The following is an 18,666-nucleotide window of genomic DNA, read 5'->3' as shown; positions in this document are numbered from 1 at the left end:
ATGCTGGGAAAGAGAGTGAAACAACAGATCGGGTATCTGTTTCTTGGGGTTTTGTGCATACTAACCCATAGTTGTGAGCTGATAGATTATCATCCGTATGACGTACGGATTAAAGGAGAAACGGGAATAAACGGCCGGAACACAGCCCGAATAGAAGCCGATCTGACCGGGAAAAAGCATTTCCGTTTTGCTCTGATCAGTGATACACAACGCTGGTATGACGAAACCGAAGAGATGGTTCAGCATATCAACCAGCAGGACGATGTTGACTTTGTCATTCATGGTGGCGATCAAGCCGATTTCGGTATGACACAAGAATTCCTTTGGATGCGCGATATCATGAATGAACTGAATTGCCCTTATACTTGTATTATTGGCAATCACGACTGTTTGGGTACAGGAGTTGAAACTTTCAAAGAAGTTTATGGTCCGTTAAACTATGCATTTACAGCAGGTGATGTCCGCTTCTTATGTCTGCAGACCAATGCATTGGAATACGACGATCCGCTCTCTGTACTCAATTTTACTTTCCTCGACGAAGAACTCGAACATACTTCTCCTGAAGTGAAAAGGACAATTGTCGTCATGCATACCCAGCCTTACGACGACCAGTTCAACAACAATGTGGCCAAAATATTCCAAGCCTATCTGAAACAGTTCCCCAACCTGATGTTTTGTCTGCATGGGCACGGCCATAAATTCCAAGTAAACGATCTTTTCAACGACGGTATTCTGTATTATGAATGCCCGAGTGCAGGGAAAAGAAGTTACCTATTGTTCGACATCAACGAAAACGGATACGACTATGAAGTGGTTGAGTTCTAAGCACCGGACAGGATTATTCGTTGCCATAGCCGGAATATTCAGTATGTCTTGTCCGATAACCGGGCAGGAAAAGACAGATACAGTTTCGTTTATTCCTTCTTATCAAAAGAGAATCCAACAATATCAGACACGCTGGGACAGACTTGTTCCCCAATACGGGAAAATACAATTTGCCGGCAATATGGGATTACTCTCCTTCGGCTTCGGATGGGATTACGGGAAAAACGGCCAATGGGAAACCGACCTTTTGTTCGGATTTGTTCCCCGTTATTCGTCGGATAAGGCAAAAATGACTTTTACCCTGAAAGAAAACTTCACTCCTTGGGCATTTCCTATCGGAAAGACACCCCTGCTTATCGAACCCTTATCCTGCGGACTTTACCTAAACACGATCTTCAGCGATCAGTTTTGGAGAAAGCAACCCGACCGATATCCTGACGGATATTATGAATTCTCCACCCGAATGCGTATCCACATCTTTGTAGGACAACGCATCCGTTTAGACATTCCGGAAGAGAAACGGTTCTTCTCCGAAGATATCTCTTTATTCTATGAGATCAGTACATGCGACATGCTCCTCATCAGCAGAGCTACTAACCGTTATCTGAAGCCTAAAGACTATTTGAGCCTTTCTTTTGGACTGAAGATTCAGTTTTTATAAAGAAATTCTATTAACGACCGATTAATCTTTTATCTTTGCAGATAAATTACAAAGTTCATCAAACATGAAAATACAGAAACATGTTCTCTTGATATGGTTGGTATGGTCGGTTGTACAGATTGCCGGTGCCGAAAGTCTGCACAAACTGACATCCTACAAACGATATATCCACGAATATAAATCACTTGCAATCGAGCAACAGCATAAATACAAGATACCAGCCAGTATCACATTGGCCCAAGGCTTGCTGGAATCAGGAGCCGGACAAAGCGACCTGGCCCGCCGGTCAAACAATCACTTCGGTATCAAATGCCACGACTGGAAAGGGAAGCGTGTTTATCACGACGACGACCGTCGTGGCGAGTGTTTCCGCAAATACAGCAACGTAAAAGATTCATACGAAGATCATTCCAAATTCCTGGCTCTCCGTCCGCGTTATGCCTCTTTGTTCCGCCTAAATATCCGCGATTACAAAGGCTGGGCCAAAGGATTGCAGAAATGCGGTTATGCAACCGACCGGAAATATGCCAATAAACTGATCAAAGTCATCGAAGATTACGAACTCTATCAGTATGACACAGCCAAGAAAGAAAGAAAGTCTCAGAAAAAAGCGGTTGTACGTCATACCATCTATAAAAGCCATGGACTGCTTTATGTCCATGCCAGACCGGGAGATTCATTGGAAGATATAGCCAAAAGCGTGGGAATCAGTACTCGTAAACTAAGCAAGTACAATGAAATTCCTAAGGATTTCCCTTTGCAGGCCGACGACATCGTCTATCTGGAAAAGAAAAAAAGCAAAGCAGACAAGCCGCATTACGACCATGTTGTACAAATCGGCGAATCAATGCACAGCATCTCTCAGCAATACGGTATTCAGGTAAAAAGTCTCTATAAATTGAATAAAAAAGACAAAGATTACATTCCTGAAGAAGGAGATGTCCTAAAACTTAGATAAATAAGATAAAAAACAGTATATTTGCAGTCCTAACAATATAAACAATGAGCGATCAACGTTATAATTTGCGCGGTGTATCCGCATCGAAAGAAGATGTTCACAATGCAATAAAGAACATTGACAAGGGTATTTTCCCGAAAGCATTCTGTAAAATCATCCCTGATATTCTGGGAGGTGATCCGGAATATTGTAATATCATGCATGCAGATGGAGCCGGAACAAAATCATCATTGGCTTATCTGTACTGGAAAGAGACAGGTGATCTTTCTGTATGGAAAGGCATTGCTCAGGATGCTCTGATCATGAACATTGACGACCTGCTTTGTGTAGGTGCTGTTGATAATATTCTGGTGTCTTCTACCATCGGACGAAACAAATTGTTAATCCCGGGAGAAGTCATTTCAGCCATCATTAACGGAACAGACGAACTGCTGGCCGAATTGCGTGCGATGGGTGTAGGATGTTATGCAACCGGAGGTGAAACAGCCGATGTAGGAGACTTGGTTCGGACAATTATCGTTGACAGTACGGTTACTTGCCGTATGAAACGTTCAGACGTGATTGACAATGCCAATATCCGGCCGGGTGACGTCATCGTTGGTCTGGCTTCATTCGGACAGGCTACTTACGAAAAAGAATACAACGGCGGTATGGGAAGTAACGGACTGACAAGTGCCCGCCACGATGTATTTGCCAAATATTTAGCCCAGAAATATCCGGAAAGCTATGATGCTGCCGTTCCTGAAGAACTGGTTTACTCAGGAAATCTGAAACTGACAGACGCGGTAGAAGGTTCACCTATTGATGCCGGTAAATTAGTTCTCTCTCCGACCCGTACTTACGCGCCGGTAGTCAAGAAGTTATTAGACGCTTTGCGCCCGCAAATTCACGGAATGGTACATTGCTCAGGAGGTGCACAAACCAAAGTGATGCACTTCGTCGGTGATAATTGCCGGGTGATCAAAGATAATTTGTTCCCGGTTCCGCCTCTGTTCCGCACCATTAAGGAACAAAGTAATACCGACTGGGCCGAAATGTATAAAGTATTCAACATGGGACATCGCTTGGAAGTATATCTTCCGGCCGAATATGCAGCAGAAGTCATCGCTATCAGCCAATCATTCAATATTGATGCCCGTATCGTTGGACACATTGAAGAGAGCGACAAGAAAGAACTGATTATACGTTCTGAGTTCGGAGAGTTCAAATATTAATCAGCATTCACAAGAGTTATTAGAATGATATGTATCACTATTCCTTCAGAGTAGGATACAATATTATAAATGTACTAAAAGGAGATAATGGCAGAGAACAATACATTATTAGAAAAGCTGGACGGACTGGTTTCTCGTTTTGATGAAATCGGAACACTCATCACAGACCCGAATGTCATTGCCGACCAAAAACGGTATGTCAAGCTCACGAAAGAGTATAAAGACTTGAGTGAGATCATGAAAGCCCGGAAGGAATATATGCAATGTCTGAACGGCCTGTCGGAAGCTCGGCTGATGATGAATGAGAACGATCCGGAACTTCGGGAAATGGCTCGCGAAGAAATAGCAACTTGCGAAGCCCGGATTCCTGAACTGGAAGAAGAGATCAAGTTATTGCTGGTCCCTGCAGATCCGGAGGATGATAAAAATGCCATCGTCGAAATCAGAGGAGGAACTGGTGGTGATGAAGCCGCTATCTTTGCCGGAGATTTATACCGGATGTACGTCAAGTTCTGCGAATCCAAAGGATGGAAAATTGCCGTATCCAGCTTCAATGAAGGAGCAGCCGGCGGGTTTAAGGAAATTATCTTCTCGGTAACAGGTGAAAAAGTGTACGGAACGCTCAAGTATGAATCAGGTGTTCACCGCGTGCAGCGTGTCCCGGCTACCGAAACCCAAGGACGAGTACATACATCTGCCGCAACAGTGGCTGTCTTACCGGAAGCCGACGAGTTCGATGTAGAAATTAATGAAGGCGAGATAAAATGGGATACATTCCGTTCGGGTGGAGCCGGCGGACAAAATGTCAACAAAGTAGAATCGGGTGTTCGACTACGTTATGTCTGGAAAAACCCCATTACGGGAGTGAGTGAAGAAATTTTGATCGAATGTACCGAAACACGCGATCAACCGAAGAACAAAGAACGTGCATTGACTCGTTTACGTTCTTTTATCTATGATAAAGAGCACCAGAAATACATTGATGACATAGCCAGTCGCCGTAAAACAATGGTTTCGACAGGCGACCGTTCTGCTAAAATCCGAACCTATAATTATCCGCAAGGCCGAATTACCGACCATCGGATCAATTATACGATTTATAATCTTTCGGCTTTTATGGATGGAGACATTCAGGATTGCATCGATCACCTGATTGTAGCAGAAAATGCGGAAAGGCTGAAAGAATCAGAATTATAACACATGCTAAAATTTACAACGATGAACAAACAACAATTATTCGAAAATATCAAAAGAAAGCAATCATTCTTATGTGTTGGACTGGATACTGACATCAAGAAAATCCCGCAACACTTATTGCAAGAAGAAGATCCGATCTTTGCATTCAACAAAGCTATTATCGATGCTACTGCCAATTATTGCGTGGCATACAAACCGAATATGGCTTTCTATGAAAGCATGGGTGTAAAAGGAATCATGGCTTTCGAGAAAACAGTTTCATATCTCCGTGAGAATTATCCGGATCAATTCATCATTGCAGATGCAAAACGCGGCGACATCGGCAATACATCCGAAATGTATGCCCGTTCGTTTTTCGATCATATCAAGGTAGATGCCGTAACGGTTGCTCCTTATATGGGTGAAGACAGTGTTAAGCCTTTCCTGATCTATCCGGAAGCATGGGTTATTCTGTTGGCATTAACTTCTAATAAAGGTTCACATGACTTCCAGTTATTGGAAGACGCCAACGGAGAACGTCTGTTCGAAAAAGTGCTGAAGAAATCTCAGGAATGGGCATCCGACGAACAAATGATGTATGTTGTCGGAGCAACACAAGGCAAAATGTTCCTCGATATCCGTAAACATGCCCCCAATCACTTCCTGCTTGTTCCGGGCGTAGGTGCACAAGGTGGAAGTTTGAAAGAAGTAGCCGAATATGGAATGAACAACCAATGCGGTTTGTTGGTTAATTCTTCAAGAGCGATCATTTATGTAGATAAAACAGAAAACTTTGCTGCAGCATCTCGCGAAGCAGCCAAAGCTGTTCAACAGGAAATGGCCGGCTATTTAAAAGACAAAGGAATAATTTAATAATATAACGATATAAAGATGACAGGCAACATGCAACAAAAAGCCCGTTGCCTGCATCTTCCAAATGAATAAATGAATTGAATTAGTAATGGAGTTTTCAGCCCAACAAATTGCAGCCTTTCTAAACGGAACCGTCGAAGGTAATCCGGAAGTAACAGTGAAAAGCTTTTCGAAGATAGAAGAAGGAAAACCGGGGACATTGACCTTCCTGGCAAATCCGAAATATGAGCACTACATTTATAGCACAAAGGCAAGTATTGTTTTGGTGAATAACGACTTTACTCCAACAGAACAGATTCCTGCCACGTTGATTCGTGTGGAAAATGCCTATGCAGCATTGGCTATTTTGCTGAATATGGTAGAACAACACAAACAAAAACAACAGACAGGTATCGATTCTTCTGCTTTTATCGCCCCAAGTGCTTCTGTCGGAGAAAATTGTTACATCGGTCATTTCGCCTATGTCGGTAAAAATACAACCATTGGTAAGAATTGCCGGATTTATCCTCAGGCATACATCGGAGATGATGTAACAATCGGTGATAATTGCATTATTTATCCTCATGTAACAATCTATGATGGCTGTGTGATCGGGAATAACAATATTCTGCATGCAGGTTCAGTCATCGGATCTGACGGATTTGGGTTTGCTCCCGAAGGCGACCTTTATAAAAAGATCCCTCAATTGGGAAATGTTGTTCTGGAAGATGATGTAGAGATTGGAGCCAATACCACAATCGACCGTGCCGTTATGGATTCAACCATCATTCATAAAGGTGTTAAATTAGACAACTTGGTACAAATAGCTCATAACGTAGAAGTTGGAGAAAACACCGTAATGGCTGCCCAAGTTGGTGTTGCCGGATCTACCAAGATTGGAAAACATTGTATGTTCGGAGGCCAGGTAGGGCTTGCCGGTCATATCAAGATTACAGACCATGTAAATTTCGGAGCACAGTCTGGTGTTATCAGTGACATCAAAGAGCCAACAACCGTTTTAGGTGCACCAGCTATTCAAGCCAAAGCATTTATGCGTTCGAGTGCAATCTTCAACCGATTGCCGGATATGTACCGGACCATGGGGCAGTTACAACGAGAAATAGCAGAATTAAAGAAATTAATAAATAAAGAATAAAGACTATGCAGAAGCAAAATACGCTGGCCGCAAGTTTCAGCTTGCAAGGTAAAGGACTACATTCCGGATTGAATATTGAGGTATCATTCAATCCTGCACCTGAGAACCATGGCTATAAGATCAAACGTGTTGATTTGCCTGAGCAGCCTGTTATTGATGCTGTGGCAGAAAACGTAATAAACACCCAACGTGGTACCGTTATCGGCAGAAAAGATATACAAATCAGTACGATCGAACATGCTATGGCAGCTCTGTATGCTATGGGTGTTGATAACTGCTTAATCGAAGTCAATGCTCCTGAGTTTCCTATCCTCGACGGCAGTGCCCGCCATTATGTGGAAGAAATACAGAAAGTAGGACTTCAGGAACAAAATGCAGCAAGGGATTATTATATCGTCAAGCACAAAGTTGAAGTAAAAGACGAAGAAACTGGTGCATCAATCATGTTGTTGCCCGATGATCATTTCTGTGTCAATACTTTGATTTCGTTCAACTCACCGGTATTGAACAATCAGTTCGCTACCATGAACGATGTAAAAGACTTCCCTACCGAAATTGCTGCTTCACGTACTTTCGTATTTGTACGGGAATTGGAAATGCTTCTGCAAAACAACTTGATCAAAGGAGGAGATTTAGACAATGCGATTGTTATTTACGACCAGAAAGTGTCACAAGAAGCATTGGATAAATTGGCAGACATGATGAATGTTCCCCACCAGAACATCCAGGAACTGGGATATATTAACCACGAACCACTGGTATTCGACAACGAACCGGCTCGCCACAAGCTGCTGGATGTAATTGGAGACATTGCTTTGATTGGCAAACCGATCAAAGGCCGTGTCATTGCAACCCGCCCGGGACACAGCATCAACAACAAATTAGCACGTATCATCCGTAAACAGATTAAATTAAACGATGTACAGGCTCCTATCTATGACCCGAATGCTGAACCGGTCATGGATATCAACCGTATCCGCGAACTGCTTCCTCACCGCTACCCGTTCTTGCTAGTCGACAAAATCATCGAGTTGGGCAAGAATTATATCGTAGGTGTGAAAAACATAACAACCAACGAACCTTTCTTCCAGGGACATTTCCCACAGGAACCGGTTATGCCAGGAGTTTTACAAGTAGAAGCCATGGCACAAACAGGAGGTTTGTTAGTTCTCAATACAGTAGATGAACCGGAACGTTACTCTACTTATTTCATGAAAATAGATGGTGTAAAATTCCGTCAGAAAGTAGTTCCGGGTGATACATTAATCTTACGTCTGGAATTACTGGCTCCGATCCGTCGTGGTATCTCTACAATGAAAGGATATGTCTTTGTGGGCGACAAACTGGTTAGCGAAGCTGAATTTATGGCTCAGATCATTAAAAACAAATAACTTATATTTTCAAGATGAATATTTCACCATTAGCCGTAGTTGATCCAGGAGCGACAATCGGCGAAAATGTCCAGATTGATCCTTTTGCCGTTATAGAGAAGGACGTTGTCATCGGAGACAATTGCCATATATTCCCTCATGCTGTCATCCTGAATGGAGCACGCATCGGTAATAACTGCCGTATTTTCCCGGGAGCTGTCATTGCCGGTATTCCGCAGGACTTGAAGTTCAAGGGCGAGATTACCACTGCCGAGATCGGAAACAATACAACCATCCGCGAGTGTGTAACCGTTAACCGAGGAACAGCTTCCAAAGGAAAAACAATCGTTGGAAATGATTGTTTGATCATGGCTTATTCACACGTGGCTCACGACTGTGTTGTCAGAGATCATGTTATTATAGGTAATGCATCACAGATAGCAGGAGAAGTGGATATCGACGACTATGCAATCGTCAGCGGTGGTACATTGGTACATCAGTTCTCACGTATCTCCAAGCACGTCATGATTCAGGGCGGATCACGTATCGGAAAAGATATTCCTCCTTATACACTGATCGGACGTGATCCGATCGTTTATTGCGGAATCAATATTGTAGGACTTCGCCGCAGAGGTTTTACCAATCAGCAAGTATATCTGATCCAAGATATCTATCGTACATTGTACACCCGCGGACTGAACAACTCGGATGCACTCAAAGCTATCGAGACAGAATACGAGCCCAGTGAGGAACGTGATTTGATCCTCAACTTTATCAAATCTTCCAAACGAGGCATTGTTCGTGGTTCTATCGACGAAATGTAATTCATAAATAGTTGTATTCAAAAGTCCTGCCCAACAAGCAGGACTTTTTTATTTATCACACCTATATTTCTTATTAAAAATTTACTATATTTGTAATAGTCAGAAGTATTTTGTTTGACTATCAGTGTATTATATGAAACTCGCATGAGAATGGGCAACGGATAAGAAAAATGCAAACTGTTTAGAATCACTATATTCCTCATGCTGTCAAATAACTCTTTATCTTTCTGCAAAGATAATGTTTTTCCTCTGAATACCGGAATTTTCCGGGTATAATCTTCACGGTGATTTCAAAAATAATCCAAATCAAGAATGACATCTGTACCGTAGCCGAGTTCACGTAACTCACAGGCAAAGGTAACTCGTGTTCTTATCGTACAAGCAAGGTCAAGCCCTCCGGGTGGCGTGGAAAAATCATCCTCGCCCCGGAGGGCTTCGGTATTTTTCCCGCCAACCTTGCATGTACGGAACACGACCTTTTAAAGCCTGTAGTTACGGGAACTCCGGCCCCGAAAAGCCGGACTAACAAAAAAACAATGTCATGTTACAGGCAACAAAGAACAAGTACGGTATTGAAACGCTCAAGACACTGAATGTTTTGTACGACCATGAACATTGGCTGACGCAGGAGGATGTGGATATGGCCAACCGTTATGTCGAACTTATAGAGCAGACGCGCTCGGAAATCACACCGCAAACCGGTGACAGGCTGATTTATCTCAGCCGTCATGGGGACTATTACGGCAATGCACTCATAGACAGTATGGATGAAAAGAAAGGCCTGCTTTCCATCTGCGAACAGCCGTATGTCCCATTCGTATGGCAATCTGCGGATAATATCCGCCTGAGCGTCAGCGGTGGAGCTTTCCACCATGTAAAAACGGATGATCTGAAATTCAACGGTTGGACGGAAGGAGCATTCAAAGACTGGGGACATTGCGGATCGTGCGCTCACGGATCAGTTACATTCACGGCAAAAGTCCCACAATGGATTTACCGTGAGCCGGAACCGCTCTATGGTGATTTCACGACAGAGACATACCGCCGTTTTTATCTTCACAAAGACCTGGAAGCGAGAAACCTCTACCAAAGTCTTGATATCGCTTTTCACAATGAAGAGGACTTCCGGCAATTCCTGCAAGACTATGAGGGAACGGTATTCAAGGGGAATTGGAAAAACCAGATCGTGGTATGGTGCTTCCGCAGGGAATATGTCTTCCTGCCTCTGTCGGAATGGGAAAAGATTGATGTCCCGGCAGTGGAGCGAAGGCTTAATTTCCATCCCGAGCAGGTGAAGATTGTCAAGGACATGGAGAAGCACATCACCTATTTCCACCGTATCCAATCACAGGATTTCTAACACTTAAAATCAAACAGATATGCAAACGACAACATCATTCAAACCCGGCAACGCTCCCGACCTGCTTTCAGGAATATTGAGCGTACAAGTAAGAAACGAGGACAAGATTACCGAGCAAGACCGCCTGTTTTGTCAGAACCAGCAGGACATGCTCTACAAGACGCTTGACCGGATAGACCGCTGGTATACCATCTTCAAGGAAGAGGCGGAACAATACCGAACAGAACGGGACTTCTCATACGACGACAATGGGAAAATATCCATGCGTGACCTTTACTCGCTCAGAAACGGTAAGGACGATTATTCGCACAACGAGTTCAAGCCGTTCGATGTGCTGAACGATTTGGTAGACAAGAACCACAACGCCAACTCTAACTTCGCCAACCGTATCATCGCCTACTTCAACAGGACGTACAACGTGTCGGTGCCGGAACAAAGGATAAACGAAAAGACACTCCGCATGGGCTTCCGTCCGGTCTATGGGACATACGTGGATGCGGTTATCGAGCATTTAGGTGGCAAGAGTTTCCGGGAAACGGCAGTGGAAGAACTGCTTGCCAGAGTCGCAAAGGTAGTCAAGCCTTCCTGCTGGAGCAAGGTCAAAACGGAGCTGAAGAAGGACAAGATTGTCTTTCCCGAAATCATTCGCTTCGATGATTATTACATACAATACCACCAACGGTGCAAAATCAGTTACAATTACAGTGGAGAGCTGGAAACCCTATGCGCGGGTATCGCTTACGGTGCGGATGATGTACTGTGCGGCAACTCGAAAATGATTATCCGTTTCGATGACAACGACGTGTCTGTCAATGACTGGTACGACCTCACGACCACCAACGCCGAGCAAATCCGATTCTACAAGAACGGACGTATCGACGTCAAATTCAAGGACAGCGCGGCAGCCGAGAGCTGCTTCAAGCGTCTCCGATTGGATGAAATCACATTACCGGAGAACTGACCATGAGAAGAATCCCACAGCACCCCGTAAGGCAACTCTTGCGGGGTGTCTTCATTTCCAACCGTAAACTATTAAAGATATGTACGCCATCATACCCCAACAGATACCACAGGACAGGCGGGCCGAGGTCAACGAGAAGATTCTTTTCGCCATAGACTCCGGCAAGGATCTGATTCCGGCGGAGAGCATCTACAACTGCTATACCGGCATCGGCGGGCTGCACAACCTGAAACAGTCCGACTTTGCCAATTACAACGAGTACGCGGAGGCCAAGAAAGAGTATGAGATGGGACAGTTCTTCACCCCGCATGAAGTATGCAGAGACATAGTGGATATGCTGTCTCCGGCCTCTTCCGAGATGATACTCGACATGTGCTGCGGCATGGGAAACTTCTTCAACCACCTTCCGAACCATCATAACACCTACGGTTTCGACATAGACGGAAAGGCGGTGGCCGTTGCAAGGTATCTCTACCCGGACGCCCATATCGAGAAATGCGACATCCGGCAATATTACCCGGAACAACGCTTTGACATCATTATCGGCAATCCGCCTTTCAACCTGAAATTTGATTACAGGCTGTCACAGGAATACTATATGGAAAAAGCCTACGATGTGCTCAACCCGGCAGGCATCCTGATGGTCATTGTTCCCAGCTCGTTCATGCAGAGCGAGTTCTGGGAGAAGACACGCATAACGGGCATCAACAGCCGGTTCTCGTTCATCGGGCAAGTGAAGTTAAATCCCAATGCCTTCGCTTCCACGGGAGTCCACAACTTCAACACGAAAGTAATGGTGTTCCTGCGCAAGTCGCTGCATATCGAGATGCAGGCCTACAACGCGGAAGAGTTCATCTCCATGTCTGAATTGAAAGAGCGCATCCGCGAGGCAAGGCTGATGAAGCACAAAATACGCTTCGACCTGATGCGCGAGACCAACCGGATTGACAAGGAGGAACTGGAGGTATTCGAGTACAAACTCGCCAAGTACATGTACGAGTTGAAAGCCCACACCAAGCTGAACAAACACATAGACAAAGCGGAAGCACTGGTCACGAAGTTCCGTAACCAGAAACCGCCGGAAAATGCCACCCGGGAACAGGTAAACCAATGGGAGAAGAACAAGCTGACCACGACCAAAGTCCTCGGTATCATCCGCAGGTATATCACCTCGCAGAATACCGTACCACGCAAGGAAGTGGCCCTGGTGAAGACCTCCTACGGCTTCAAGCTGAAACAGTATGCACCCCGTCTGCTGGATAAGGTTTCACACAAGGCGGCAAGTATCAATGACCTTGTGCTGGGACGGAGCGAACTTCCCTTACCGGAACTGCCGACTGAAAAGAACATGCGCCAGATACGTGCAGCGGAAAAACTGATACGCAAGAAACGCAGGCAATACGAAAACCAGAACCGGCAGTTTACAGAAATGCAACCAGACCCATTTCTGCAAGAATACCTCGATCGCACCACTTTCAGAAACAAGGACGGTGAGATATGTGAGTTTACATCACTTCAAAAACACGACCTGAACCTGGTCTTGCAGAAGCGTTATGCTTTGCTGAACTGGCAGCAAGGTTCCGGCAAGACGGCAGCCGTGTATCATCGGGCAAAATACCTGCTTAAATTCCATAAGGTACGCAATGCCGTCATTCTGGCTCCGGCCATTGCCACCAATATGACTTGGATACCGTTTCTGACAATCAATCGGGAGAAATTCCGTATAGTCAGAAGTAATGCCGATTTGGAAACAGTACCTGAAGGTGTATTACTCATCCTCTCCACCTCCATACTCTCCAAACTGAAGCGTGGACTGTCAAAATTTGTCAGACGCACATCCGGGAAACTCTGCCTGGTTTTCGATGAATCCGATGAGATAACCAACCCGTCTTCACAACGGACAAGGCTTGTCTTGAGCATTTTCCGCCGTCTCAAATACAAGATACTCGACACGGGAACCACCACGCGGAACAACATCGCGGAACTGTACAGCCAATTTGAACTGCTGTACAACAATTCCGTCAACATGGTCTGCTGGTGCGACCGGATATACCACGAGAACAGAGACAAGGAGATAGAGGAAGAAAGCAACCGGCATTACGGAGAGCCGTTCCCGGCTTTCAGAGGCCATGTGCTTTTCCGTTCCTGTCATTGCCCCGGAAAATCCACCGTATTCGGCATAGAGAAGCAGAACCAGGACGTGTACAACAAGGAGGAACTGGCGGAGCTTATCGGAAAGACCATCATCACCCGCAAGTTCAGGGACTTCGCAGGCGAGAAGTACAAGATACGTACCCATACGGTCAGCCCGGCTGAAGGCGAGCACGAGGTTTACCGCGTCATTATCGAGGAATTCTGCCGCATTTGCGAGCTGTATTACAACAGTACGGGAGACGCGAAGAAGGATGCCGGGCTTAGGCTCATGCGACAGATCAAGCTGCTCATCAAGGCGTGCTCCGTCCCGCACCTGATAGATGGCTATTTCGGCGACGGGATTCCGAACAAGACAAGATATATCGAGAAACTGATACGGAAGATTCCCGGCAAGGTGGCTGTCGGCTGCACCTCCATAGCGGCGTTCGACCTTTACGAGAATCATCTCCGCGAATGCTTTCCGAACCGTCCGGTGTTTGTGGTCAAAGGCGACGTGACCTTCAAGAAACGGCAGAGCATCGTGACTGAGTTCGATTCCACCGTCAACGGCATACTGGTCTGCACACAGCAGAGTCTGAGCAGTTCGGTGAACATCCCGACCTGTAACGATGTGATTCTGGAATCGCTCCAATGGAATATCCCGAAGATGGAGCAGTTCTACTTCCGCTTCATACGTCTTGATTCCAAAGAACTGAAGGACGTACATTATGTCACCTACAAGGATTCCGTGGAGCAGAACCTGATGGCACTGGTACTTACCAAGGAGCGGCTGAACGAGTTCATCAAAAGTGGTGAGGTGAAAGAACAGTCAGACATCTTCGAGGAGTTTGACGTCACTATGTCCGTCATCGAGAGCCTGCTGGTCAGGGAACGTGACAGGGAGGGCAAGATACATATCAGCTGGGGAAGCCAGCGCATAACCGGCTAAAAATGAAAAAACATGAATAACCGCAGATTCCATTCCACAGGCAAAGGTAACTCCGCGCCTTTACCGGCTGGGCAAGGTCAAGCCGCAAGCGGTTTTCGGGAAAATCATCCTCGCCGGAGGCTCCGGTATTTCCCCGAAAAACCCTGCACAGCCGGGGCCCGGACCTTTTGGAGCCTGTGGAATAAAATCCCCGGTTCCGCATCAATAACTGTAATGAAAAAGATTATGGACTTGAATCAGGCAGAAGTGGCAGTGACCACGCAGCATCTCATCGACATCCGGCAGGAAAGGGACAGCCTGCTGCGTATGTCCGATTTCGGCGACATGGGAGAATTCCTATGCACCTGCTCCGAATTGTTTCCCGAAGAGGAAACACCGGAGTACAGGTATACGAAATGGGAGGAAATCCCGGACCCGCTTATCAACAGGGAATGGCTTTGTCCCAACTTCTTTGATATAAGGGAGGCAATGGAGCAGCTGGAGGAACCCGACAAGGATTTTTTCTTCGACTGGTGCGACCGTTACGGACACGATATCAGTACGGAAGACCCGCACCTGCTGGTAGCGCATTACCTGGAACTGTTCGGGAACGTGACCTATATCGACGATGACTCCTGCCCGGACAGCGGGGATGACAGCCTGCTGTATTATCCGGGCATATCAGGCAACTATTTCGATAACTGTTTCCCTCGTTTTGAAGTATTCGATGACAATTACGATTAAAAGACAAACGCTTATGAACATCAATTTTCTCGGACCGGTCTTACCGACAGACAGTTTCACGCAGATGGCTTTCGTGGAAATCCTGAACATCATCCTGACCTCCGACAACATCGTGGACGTGAACCGGATGCTTATCGGAAGAAACGTCAATCCCACCTTCGGCTCGCTGTCGGGACATTTCCGCTGGTCTTACGCAAACGACCATTTCACGCTGTGGCAGCGCATGGAGTACAATTCACCAATCTGCTTCGGACAGCGCATATTCAGCATCCATTTCGGTATGCTGGCAAGCCGCGACAGGAAAAGGAACAATATGATAATGAACTGAAAACATATATATCAACATGAGTTACCAGATAATCACAAAAATGGCATACAATGCCAAAAACAAGCAGATTGAGACCTGGCAGCATTCCAACAACGTATGGCCGAAAACAGACCATTTTTATGACTTGGATGTAAAAACGGACAAACAGATGTTTGAATTCATAAAATTGGTAGCAAGCGGTTCGTGGCAGGTTCGCAAATGGAGAAAAGCGTTCAATATCCTTTTTGAGGAATATCCGGAATTGGTCATGTCATCATACGAACACGAGCTTGAAGGCAGGCCCTGGAAGGAATATTGTGCTATTTGCCGAAAACATGAAGGGCTTGCCGAAAGCAAGTGCAATGAGATCGTAGCGCGGTTCAAACAACTGGCCGGGATTGTCTGACCCAAACAGATGAATATATGGAAGAGTTGAAGATTTCAAACCGGCAAATTGCAATGATGGCTCTCGACAGGCTTCGCAAGGAAAACAAGAAGGATTCCGCGCTCCGGCTTGCCCGTTGTCTGTTGCAAGGCACAAGCATATCACTCGGCATTGGTGATATTGACTGGGATATTGACACGGCAATACGACAATGCGGCGGAGAGCCAAGTACCGGTTACAGGTACACCGCATATTTTCACTTCAACCGTAAGACGGAGATGGTAAAGGAAAGGTATGACGAGATAGTGAAAGAACTGTATGGGTAATAGTAATACGGAGGCGGCCGGAAGGTCGCTTCTGTCATTTATAACGGTATGTACGGGAAACAGAACCCTGCCGTACACAGGTAAAGAAAAATGGAAGAACAGAGAACGCTTACGTTGGATTTCGTGAAATCCCTCATGGAACCATCCTACACGCTGGTATGGACGGATTATAACGACAACCTTGACAACCACCTTGACATCATCCGGAAATGTCTGGACAGGCGGAATTGCGATTGCCTGTGGGAAAAGGCGGGCGAATGGTATGGCGATGCGGAATATGAAGCTGTTCATGGGATTATGGAAAAGCTGAAAGAAGAATGCTTTGTATTCAACGACTTTGACGAACACGAGGTCGATGCCTTTTTCGATGAACATGAGGATGCAATCCGGGACGAGATTTACAGCAGGAACGATTCGGACGTAGTGAAAGACCTGATAAGGTACACGGATGACATTCCCATCCGGGTGGAGATGCTTTCCGACTACGACTGCATCAACTCCAACTGGTTTGAATCGCAGGGCGGTTACAGTTACGAGGAATCCTATTTCGGGGACATGGTAGACAGCCTGAACCTCAATCCGGCGCAAGTAAAGAAACTGCTGACGAGCCACGGCTACAAAGTTTACGGGCGTTTCCCGAACCGGAAAAGCAGGAACGGGAAAGAACAGGTCTCATACGAGCAATTCTACGAGGAACTTATCAATTCCTGTTGCGGTGCGAACCTGCTGACCTATATCGGAAAGGTAAGTCTGAAAGAGTTGTATGATGCAGACTTCTCGCTGAAAGAGGTCATTATCCCCAAAGGGAACTGTTGCGGGCTGTTCAGTTCCACGTATGGCGGCGGAAGCCTGCTTGAAATGGAACTGAAACAAGATGTGAAGCTCAAGCTGGAAGTCAAAGGCTGTAACGGCTTCCGTTTCCGTCTGGACGATGAACGATCCAAGTACGACTATTCCATACAGCATGTGTATGGCGTGGACGATTCATTTTTCAACAATCCTGTCAGCATAGTCTCTTAATGTTAAATCAATTACAAACAATCAAATCATAAGAATTATGGCAAAGTATGATGTAAGAGTAAGGTATGCCTTCGAGGGCACTTACACGGTAGTGGCTGAAGACCACGATGAAGCAAGACAAATGGTGTCTGAGGACTGTGGGCTGGTTCTGGGCGGCAATATCCACACTACTCTCGATGATGAAGATGTAGACTGGAATTTCGGGGTTCACCCCGACACACAGATTCTTTCTGTGGCTCAACGAAACGGGAAAGGGACTTCGGCATCCATTGATTTTAGCGGGAGAATTGAGGAATTACGAGCGGATATCATTGAAGCGATACGACAATTGCTTCAAGCACACTGCATGACCGAGATACGGTTCCCTGAAGATGATGGATACGACCCGGTCTGGGTGATATGGTTCAGTAAGAACGGTGATCCGTATGAATGTATGGTAACAGGACTTCGGGTAACGGAAAACAGCCTGACCGTTTTTGCCGAGGAGAAAGAGAGCGGTTATGAAGTGGAATGTCACAGTCCGTTTGAACTCGGAACGAGGAACATCGACTGGCTCCACGAAATGTATGATGTCGTATGGAGGCAATTGGAAGGCAAAGAAAATGTTGAACCTGAAACTGAAAAATCATGAAATACCACGCAGAAAATGCAGTCTCCAGCTTCTTCTACTATATGTGGAACGCATGGAGCAAGGAGGAATGTAAAGTCGTGTTCGGAGGTGACTACCTGCACTTTTGGGAAAAATGGAACGCACAGGCTGAAAATTCCATTTATGGTGCGGCGGAACGGTTCTATACCGAATTATCGGAATGCAGCCGGACTTTGCTGGTGGAACGTGCCGTATCGCTTTATGACGGCAAGGCTTTTAGAAAAGAGCCTGATGATTCTAAAGTTCTGGTATGCGAAGAATGTGGTTCAAGGCAAGTGGAGACACAGGCCTGGATAGATGCGAATACAGAAATGTATATCTGCGATACGGCACATGATTGTGATGGCAAATGGTGTGAAGAATGTGAGGAGAATGTTGACTTCTGTTCGTTGGAAGAATTCAAGCAGATAATGCAAAGTTGGTGGACCGGCAATGACATCAGGACTTTGGAAGGCATTACAGGACTGAAAGAAACGGATTATCTTTCCAACAATAGTTCACAGACATTTGCCGGTGCTACCGATAAATGGTGGTATAATCTGGATTACGACGGAAAGCGAAATGTCTATAACAAACATACCTCTAACAATGAATAATATGGGAGAAAATATCATTGACTTAATCTGCAACTCATGCAGTTGCGACAAGACAGAAGCGCAGGAGTATCTGGATTCCGAACTTCAATACCTGCACGAATTACAGGATGTGGATGATTTGAGGGAAGGCGACATTGAACTCGCTTGCAGCAATCTCGGTCTCGACCTCGACTATCAGGAATATTTTATCAATCGCCTTGCAGGGGCATAAAAACTTACGG

The 18,666-nt window shown here is 45.6% G+C and carries 20 protein-coding genes; all 20 read left to right on the top strand.

The annotated features are described in order from the left end of the window. The 20 genes from MUN53_RS03005 (at position 1) to MUN53_RS02910 (ending at position 18,656) form a co-directional block, all read left to right on the top strand. On the top strand, positions 1–825 hold the full coding sequence (locus MUN53_RS03005) for a metallophosphoesterase family protein (protein ID WP_243323327.1): 825 nt from the start codon (positions 1–3) through the stop codon (positions 823–825). Next, positions 806–1,486 carry a hypothetical protein gene (locus MUN53_RS03000; protein ID WP_243323326.1) on the top strand — a complete coding sequence of 227 codons (681 nt, stop codon included), beginning with the start codon at positions 806–808 and terminating at the stop codon, positions 1,484–1,486. Before MUN53_RS03005 ends, MUN53_RS03000 begins: the two co-directional genes overlap by 20 nt. Before the next feature lie 64 nt (positions 1,487–1,550). Then, positions 1,551–2,444, top strand: coding sequence for a glucosaminidase domain-containing protein (locus MUN53_RS02995; protein WP_022454955.1), 894 nt, complete (start codon positions 1,551–1,553; stop codon positions 2,442–2,444). 44 nt (positions 2,445–2,488) lie between these two features. Next, entirely contained in the window at positions 2,489–3,658 is a 1,170-nt protein-coding gene (locus tag MUN53_RS02990) for an AIR synthase related protein (RefSeq protein ID WP_243323325.1), read from the top strand. 87 nt (positions 3,659–3,745) lie between these two features. Then, positions 3,746–4,855, top strand: a complete 1,110-nt coding sequence (prfA, locus tag MUN53_RS02985) for a peptide chain release factor 1 (protein WP_022454957.1) — start codon at positions 3,746–3,748, stop codon at positions 4,853–4,855. Positions 4,856–4,876: 21 nt separating this feature from the next. Next, positions 4,877–5,707, top strand: a complete 831-nt coding sequence (pyrF, locus tag MUN53_RS02980) for an orotidine-5'-phosphate decarboxylase (protein ID WP_243323324.1) — start codon at positions 4,877–4,879, stop codon at positions 5,705–5,707. Between the two features lie 88 nt (positions 5,708–5,795). Continuing rightward, positions 5,796–6,842 carry a UDP-3-O-(3-hydroxymyristoyl)glucosamine N-acyltransferase gene (gene lpxD / locus MUN53_RS02975; protein ID WP_243323323.1) on the top strand — a complete coding sequence of 349 codons (1,047 nt, stop codon included), beginning with the start codon at positions 5,796–5,798 and terminating at the stop codon, positions 6,840–6,842. 5 nt (positions 6,843–6,847) lie between these two features. Further along, positions 6,848–8,233, top strand: a complete 1,386-nt coding sequence (locus MUN53_RS02970; RefSeq protein WP_243323321.1) for a bifunctional UDP-3-O-[3-hydroxymyristoyl] N-acetylglucosamine deacetylase/3-hydroxyacyl-ACP dehydratase — start codon at positions 6,848–6,850, stop codon at positions 8,231–8,233. A gap of 14 nt (positions 8,234–8,247) precedes the next feature. Then, entirely contained in the window at positions 8,248–9,036 is a 789-nt protein-coding gene (gene lpxA / locus MUN53_RS02965) for an acyl-ACP--UDP-N-acetylglucosamine O-acyltransferase (protein WP_243323319.1), read from the top strand. A 541-nt stretch (positions 9,037–9,577) separates the two neighbouring features. Next, positions 9,578–10,396, top strand: coding sequence for a DUF4121 family protein (locus MUN53_RS02960; protein ID WP_008766242.1), 819 nt, complete (start codon positions 9,578–9,580; stop codon positions 10,394–10,396). A 19-nt stretch (positions 10,397–10,415) separates the two neighbouring features. Beyond that, entirely contained in the window at positions 10,416–11,357 is a 942-nt protein-coding gene (locus MUN53_RS02955; RefSeq protein ID WP_008766243.1) for a hypothetical protein, read from the top strand. Positions 11,358–11,436: 79 nt separating this feature from the next. Further along, positions 11,437–14,439: an N-6 DNA methylase gene (locus tag MUN53_RS02950; protein WP_008766244.1), complete on the top strand. Its 3,003-nt coding sequence runs from the start codon at positions 11,437–11,439 to the stop codon at positions 14,437–14,439. Positions 14,440–14,664: 225 nt separating this feature from the next. Continuing rightward, on the top strand, positions 14,665–15,162 hold the full coding sequence (locus MUN53_RS02945; RefSeq protein WP_032559782.1) for a hypothetical protein: 498 nt from the start codon (positions 14,665–14,667) through the stop codon (positions 15,160–15,162). A gap of 13 nt (positions 15,163–15,175) precedes the next feature. Then, a complete protein-coding gene (locus MUN53_RS02940) occupies positions 15,176–15,490 on the top strand; it encodes a hypothetical protein (RefSeq protein ID WP_008766246.1) in 315 nt (104 codons plus the stop codon). Positions 15,491–15,506: 16 nt separating this feature from the next. Further along, entirely contained in the window at positions 15,507–15,875 is a 369-nt protein-coding gene (locus MUN53_RS02935) for a hypothetical protein (RefSeq protein ID WP_008766247.1), read from the top strand. A gap of 17 nt (positions 15,876–15,892) precedes the next feature. Then, complete coding sequence (locus MUN53_RS02930) at positions 15,893–16,180, top strand: hypothetical protein (RefSeq protein WP_243323318.1); 288 nt, start codon at positions 15,893–15,895, stop codon at positions 16,178–16,180. 90 nt (positions 16,181–16,270) lie between these two features. Beyond that, positions 16,271–17,200 carry a hypothetical protein gene (locus tag MUN53_RS02925; protein WP_008766249.1) on the top strand — a complete coding sequence of 310 codons (930 nt, stop codon included), beginning with the start codon at positions 16,271–16,273 and terminating at the stop codon, positions 17,198–17,200. Positions 17,201–17,237: 37 nt separating this feature from the next. Then, positions 17,238–17,831, top strand: coding sequence for a hypothetical protein (locus tag MUN53_RS02920; protein ID WP_008766250.1), 594 nt, complete (start codon positions 17,238–17,240; stop codon positions 17,829–17,831). Then, on the top strand, positions 17,828–18,445 hold the full coding sequence (locus MUN53_RS02915; protein WP_008766251.1) for a hypothetical protein: 618 nt from the start codon (positions 17,828–17,830) through the stop codon (positions 18,443–18,445). The genes MUN53_RS02920 and MUN53_RS02915 overlap by 4 nt, the downstream gene beginning before the upstream one ends. A gap of 1 nt (position 18,446) precedes the next feature. Then, on the top strand, positions 18,447–18,656 hold the full coding sequence (locus MUN53_RS02910; RefSeq protein WP_008766252.1) for a hypothetical protein: 210 nt from the start codon (positions 18,447–18,449) through the stop codon (positions 18,654–18,656). The last annotated feature ends 10 nt before the right edge of the window (positions 18,657–18,666 follow it).

Source organism: Parabacteroides faecalis (assembly GCF_022809355.1).
In the GTDB taxonomy this organism is placed as follows: domain Bacteria; phylum Bacteroidota; class Bacteroidia; order Bacteroidales; family Tannerellaceae; genus Parabacteroides; species Parabacteroides faecalis.
Note: the sequence above shows the minus strand (reverse complement) of the source record. Positions and strands in the feature narration are given on the sequence as shown.

Bases quoted from the DNA above. Each gene is read 5' to 3' on its own strand.
- MUN53_RS03005 (WP_243323327.1), top strand. From the start codon at position 1: ATGCTGGGAAAGAGAGTGAAACAACAGATCGGGTATCTGTTTCTTGGG.
- MUN53_RS03000 (WP_243323326.1), top strand. From the start codon at position 806: ATGAAGTGGTTGAGTTCTAAGCACCGGACAGGATTATTCGTTGCCATA.
- MUN53_RS02995 (WP_022454955.1), top strand. From the start codon at position 1,551: ATGAAAATACAGAAACATGTTCTCTTGATATGGTTGGTATGGTCGGTT.
- MUN53_RS02990 (WP_243323325.1), top strand. From the start codon at position 2,489: ATGAGCGATCAACGTTATAATTTGCGCGGTGTATCCGCATCGAAAGAA.
- prfA (WP_022454957.1), top strand. From the start codon at position 3,746: ATGGCAGAGAACAATACATTATTAGAAAAGCTGGACGGACTGGTTTCT.
- pyrF (WP_243323324.1), top strand. From the start codon at position 4,877: ATGAACAAACAACAATTATTCGAAAATATCAAAAGAAAGCAATCATTC.
- lpxD (WP_243323323.1), top strand. From the start codon at position 5,796: ATGGAGTTTTCAGCCCAACAAATTGCAGCCTTTCTAAACGGAACCGTC.
- MUN53_RS02970 (WP_243323321.1), top strand. From the start codon at position 6,848: ATGCAGAAGCAAAATACGCTGGCCGCAAGTTTCAGCTTGCAAGGTAAA.
- lpxA (WP_243323319.1), top strand. From the start codon at position 8,248: ATGAATATTTCACCATTAGCCGTAGTTGATCCAGGAGCGACAATCGGC.
- MUN53_RS02960 (WP_008766242.1), top strand. From the start codon at position 9,578: ATGTTACAGGCAACAAAGAACAAGTACGGTATTGAAACGCTCAAGACA.
- MUN53_RS02955 (WP_008766243.1), top strand. From the start codon at position 10,416: ATGCAAACGACAACATCATTCAAACCCGGCAACGCTCCCGACCTGCTT.
- MUN53_RS02950 (WP_008766244.1), top strand. From the start codon at position 11,437: ATGTACGCCATCATACCCCAACAGATACCACAGGACAGGCGGGCCGAG.
- MUN53_RS02945 (WP_032559782.1), top strand. From the start codon at position 14,665: ATGGACTTGAATCAGGCAGAAGTGGCAGTGACCACGCAGCATCTCATC.
- MUN53_RS02940 (WP_008766246.1), top strand. From the start codon at position 15,176: ATGAACATCAATTTTCTCGGACCGGTCTTACCGACAGACAGTTTCACG.
- MUN53_RS02935 (WP_008766247.1), top strand. From the start codon at position 15,507: ATGAGTTACCAGATAATCACAAAAATGGCATACAATGCCAAAAACAAG.
- MUN53_RS02930 (WP_243323318.1), top strand. From the start codon at position 15,893: ATGGAAGAGTTGAAGATTTCAAACCGGCAAATTGCAATGATGGCTCTC.
- MUN53_RS02925 (WP_008766249.1), top strand. From the start codon at position 16,271: ATGGAAGAACAGAGAACGCTTACGTTGGATTTCGTGAAATCCCTCATG.
- MUN53_RS02920 (WP_008766250.1), top strand. From the start codon at position 17,238: ATGGCAAAGTATGATGTAAGAGTAAGGTATGCCTTCGAGGGCACTTAC.
- MUN53_RS02915 (WP_008766251.1), top strand. From the start codon at position 17,828: ATGAAATACCACGCAGAAAATGCAGTCTCCAGCTTCTTCTACTATATG.
- MUN53_RS02910 (WP_008766252.1), top strand. From the start codon at position 18,447: ATGGGAGAAAATATCATTGACTTAATCTGCAACTCATGCAGTTGCGAC.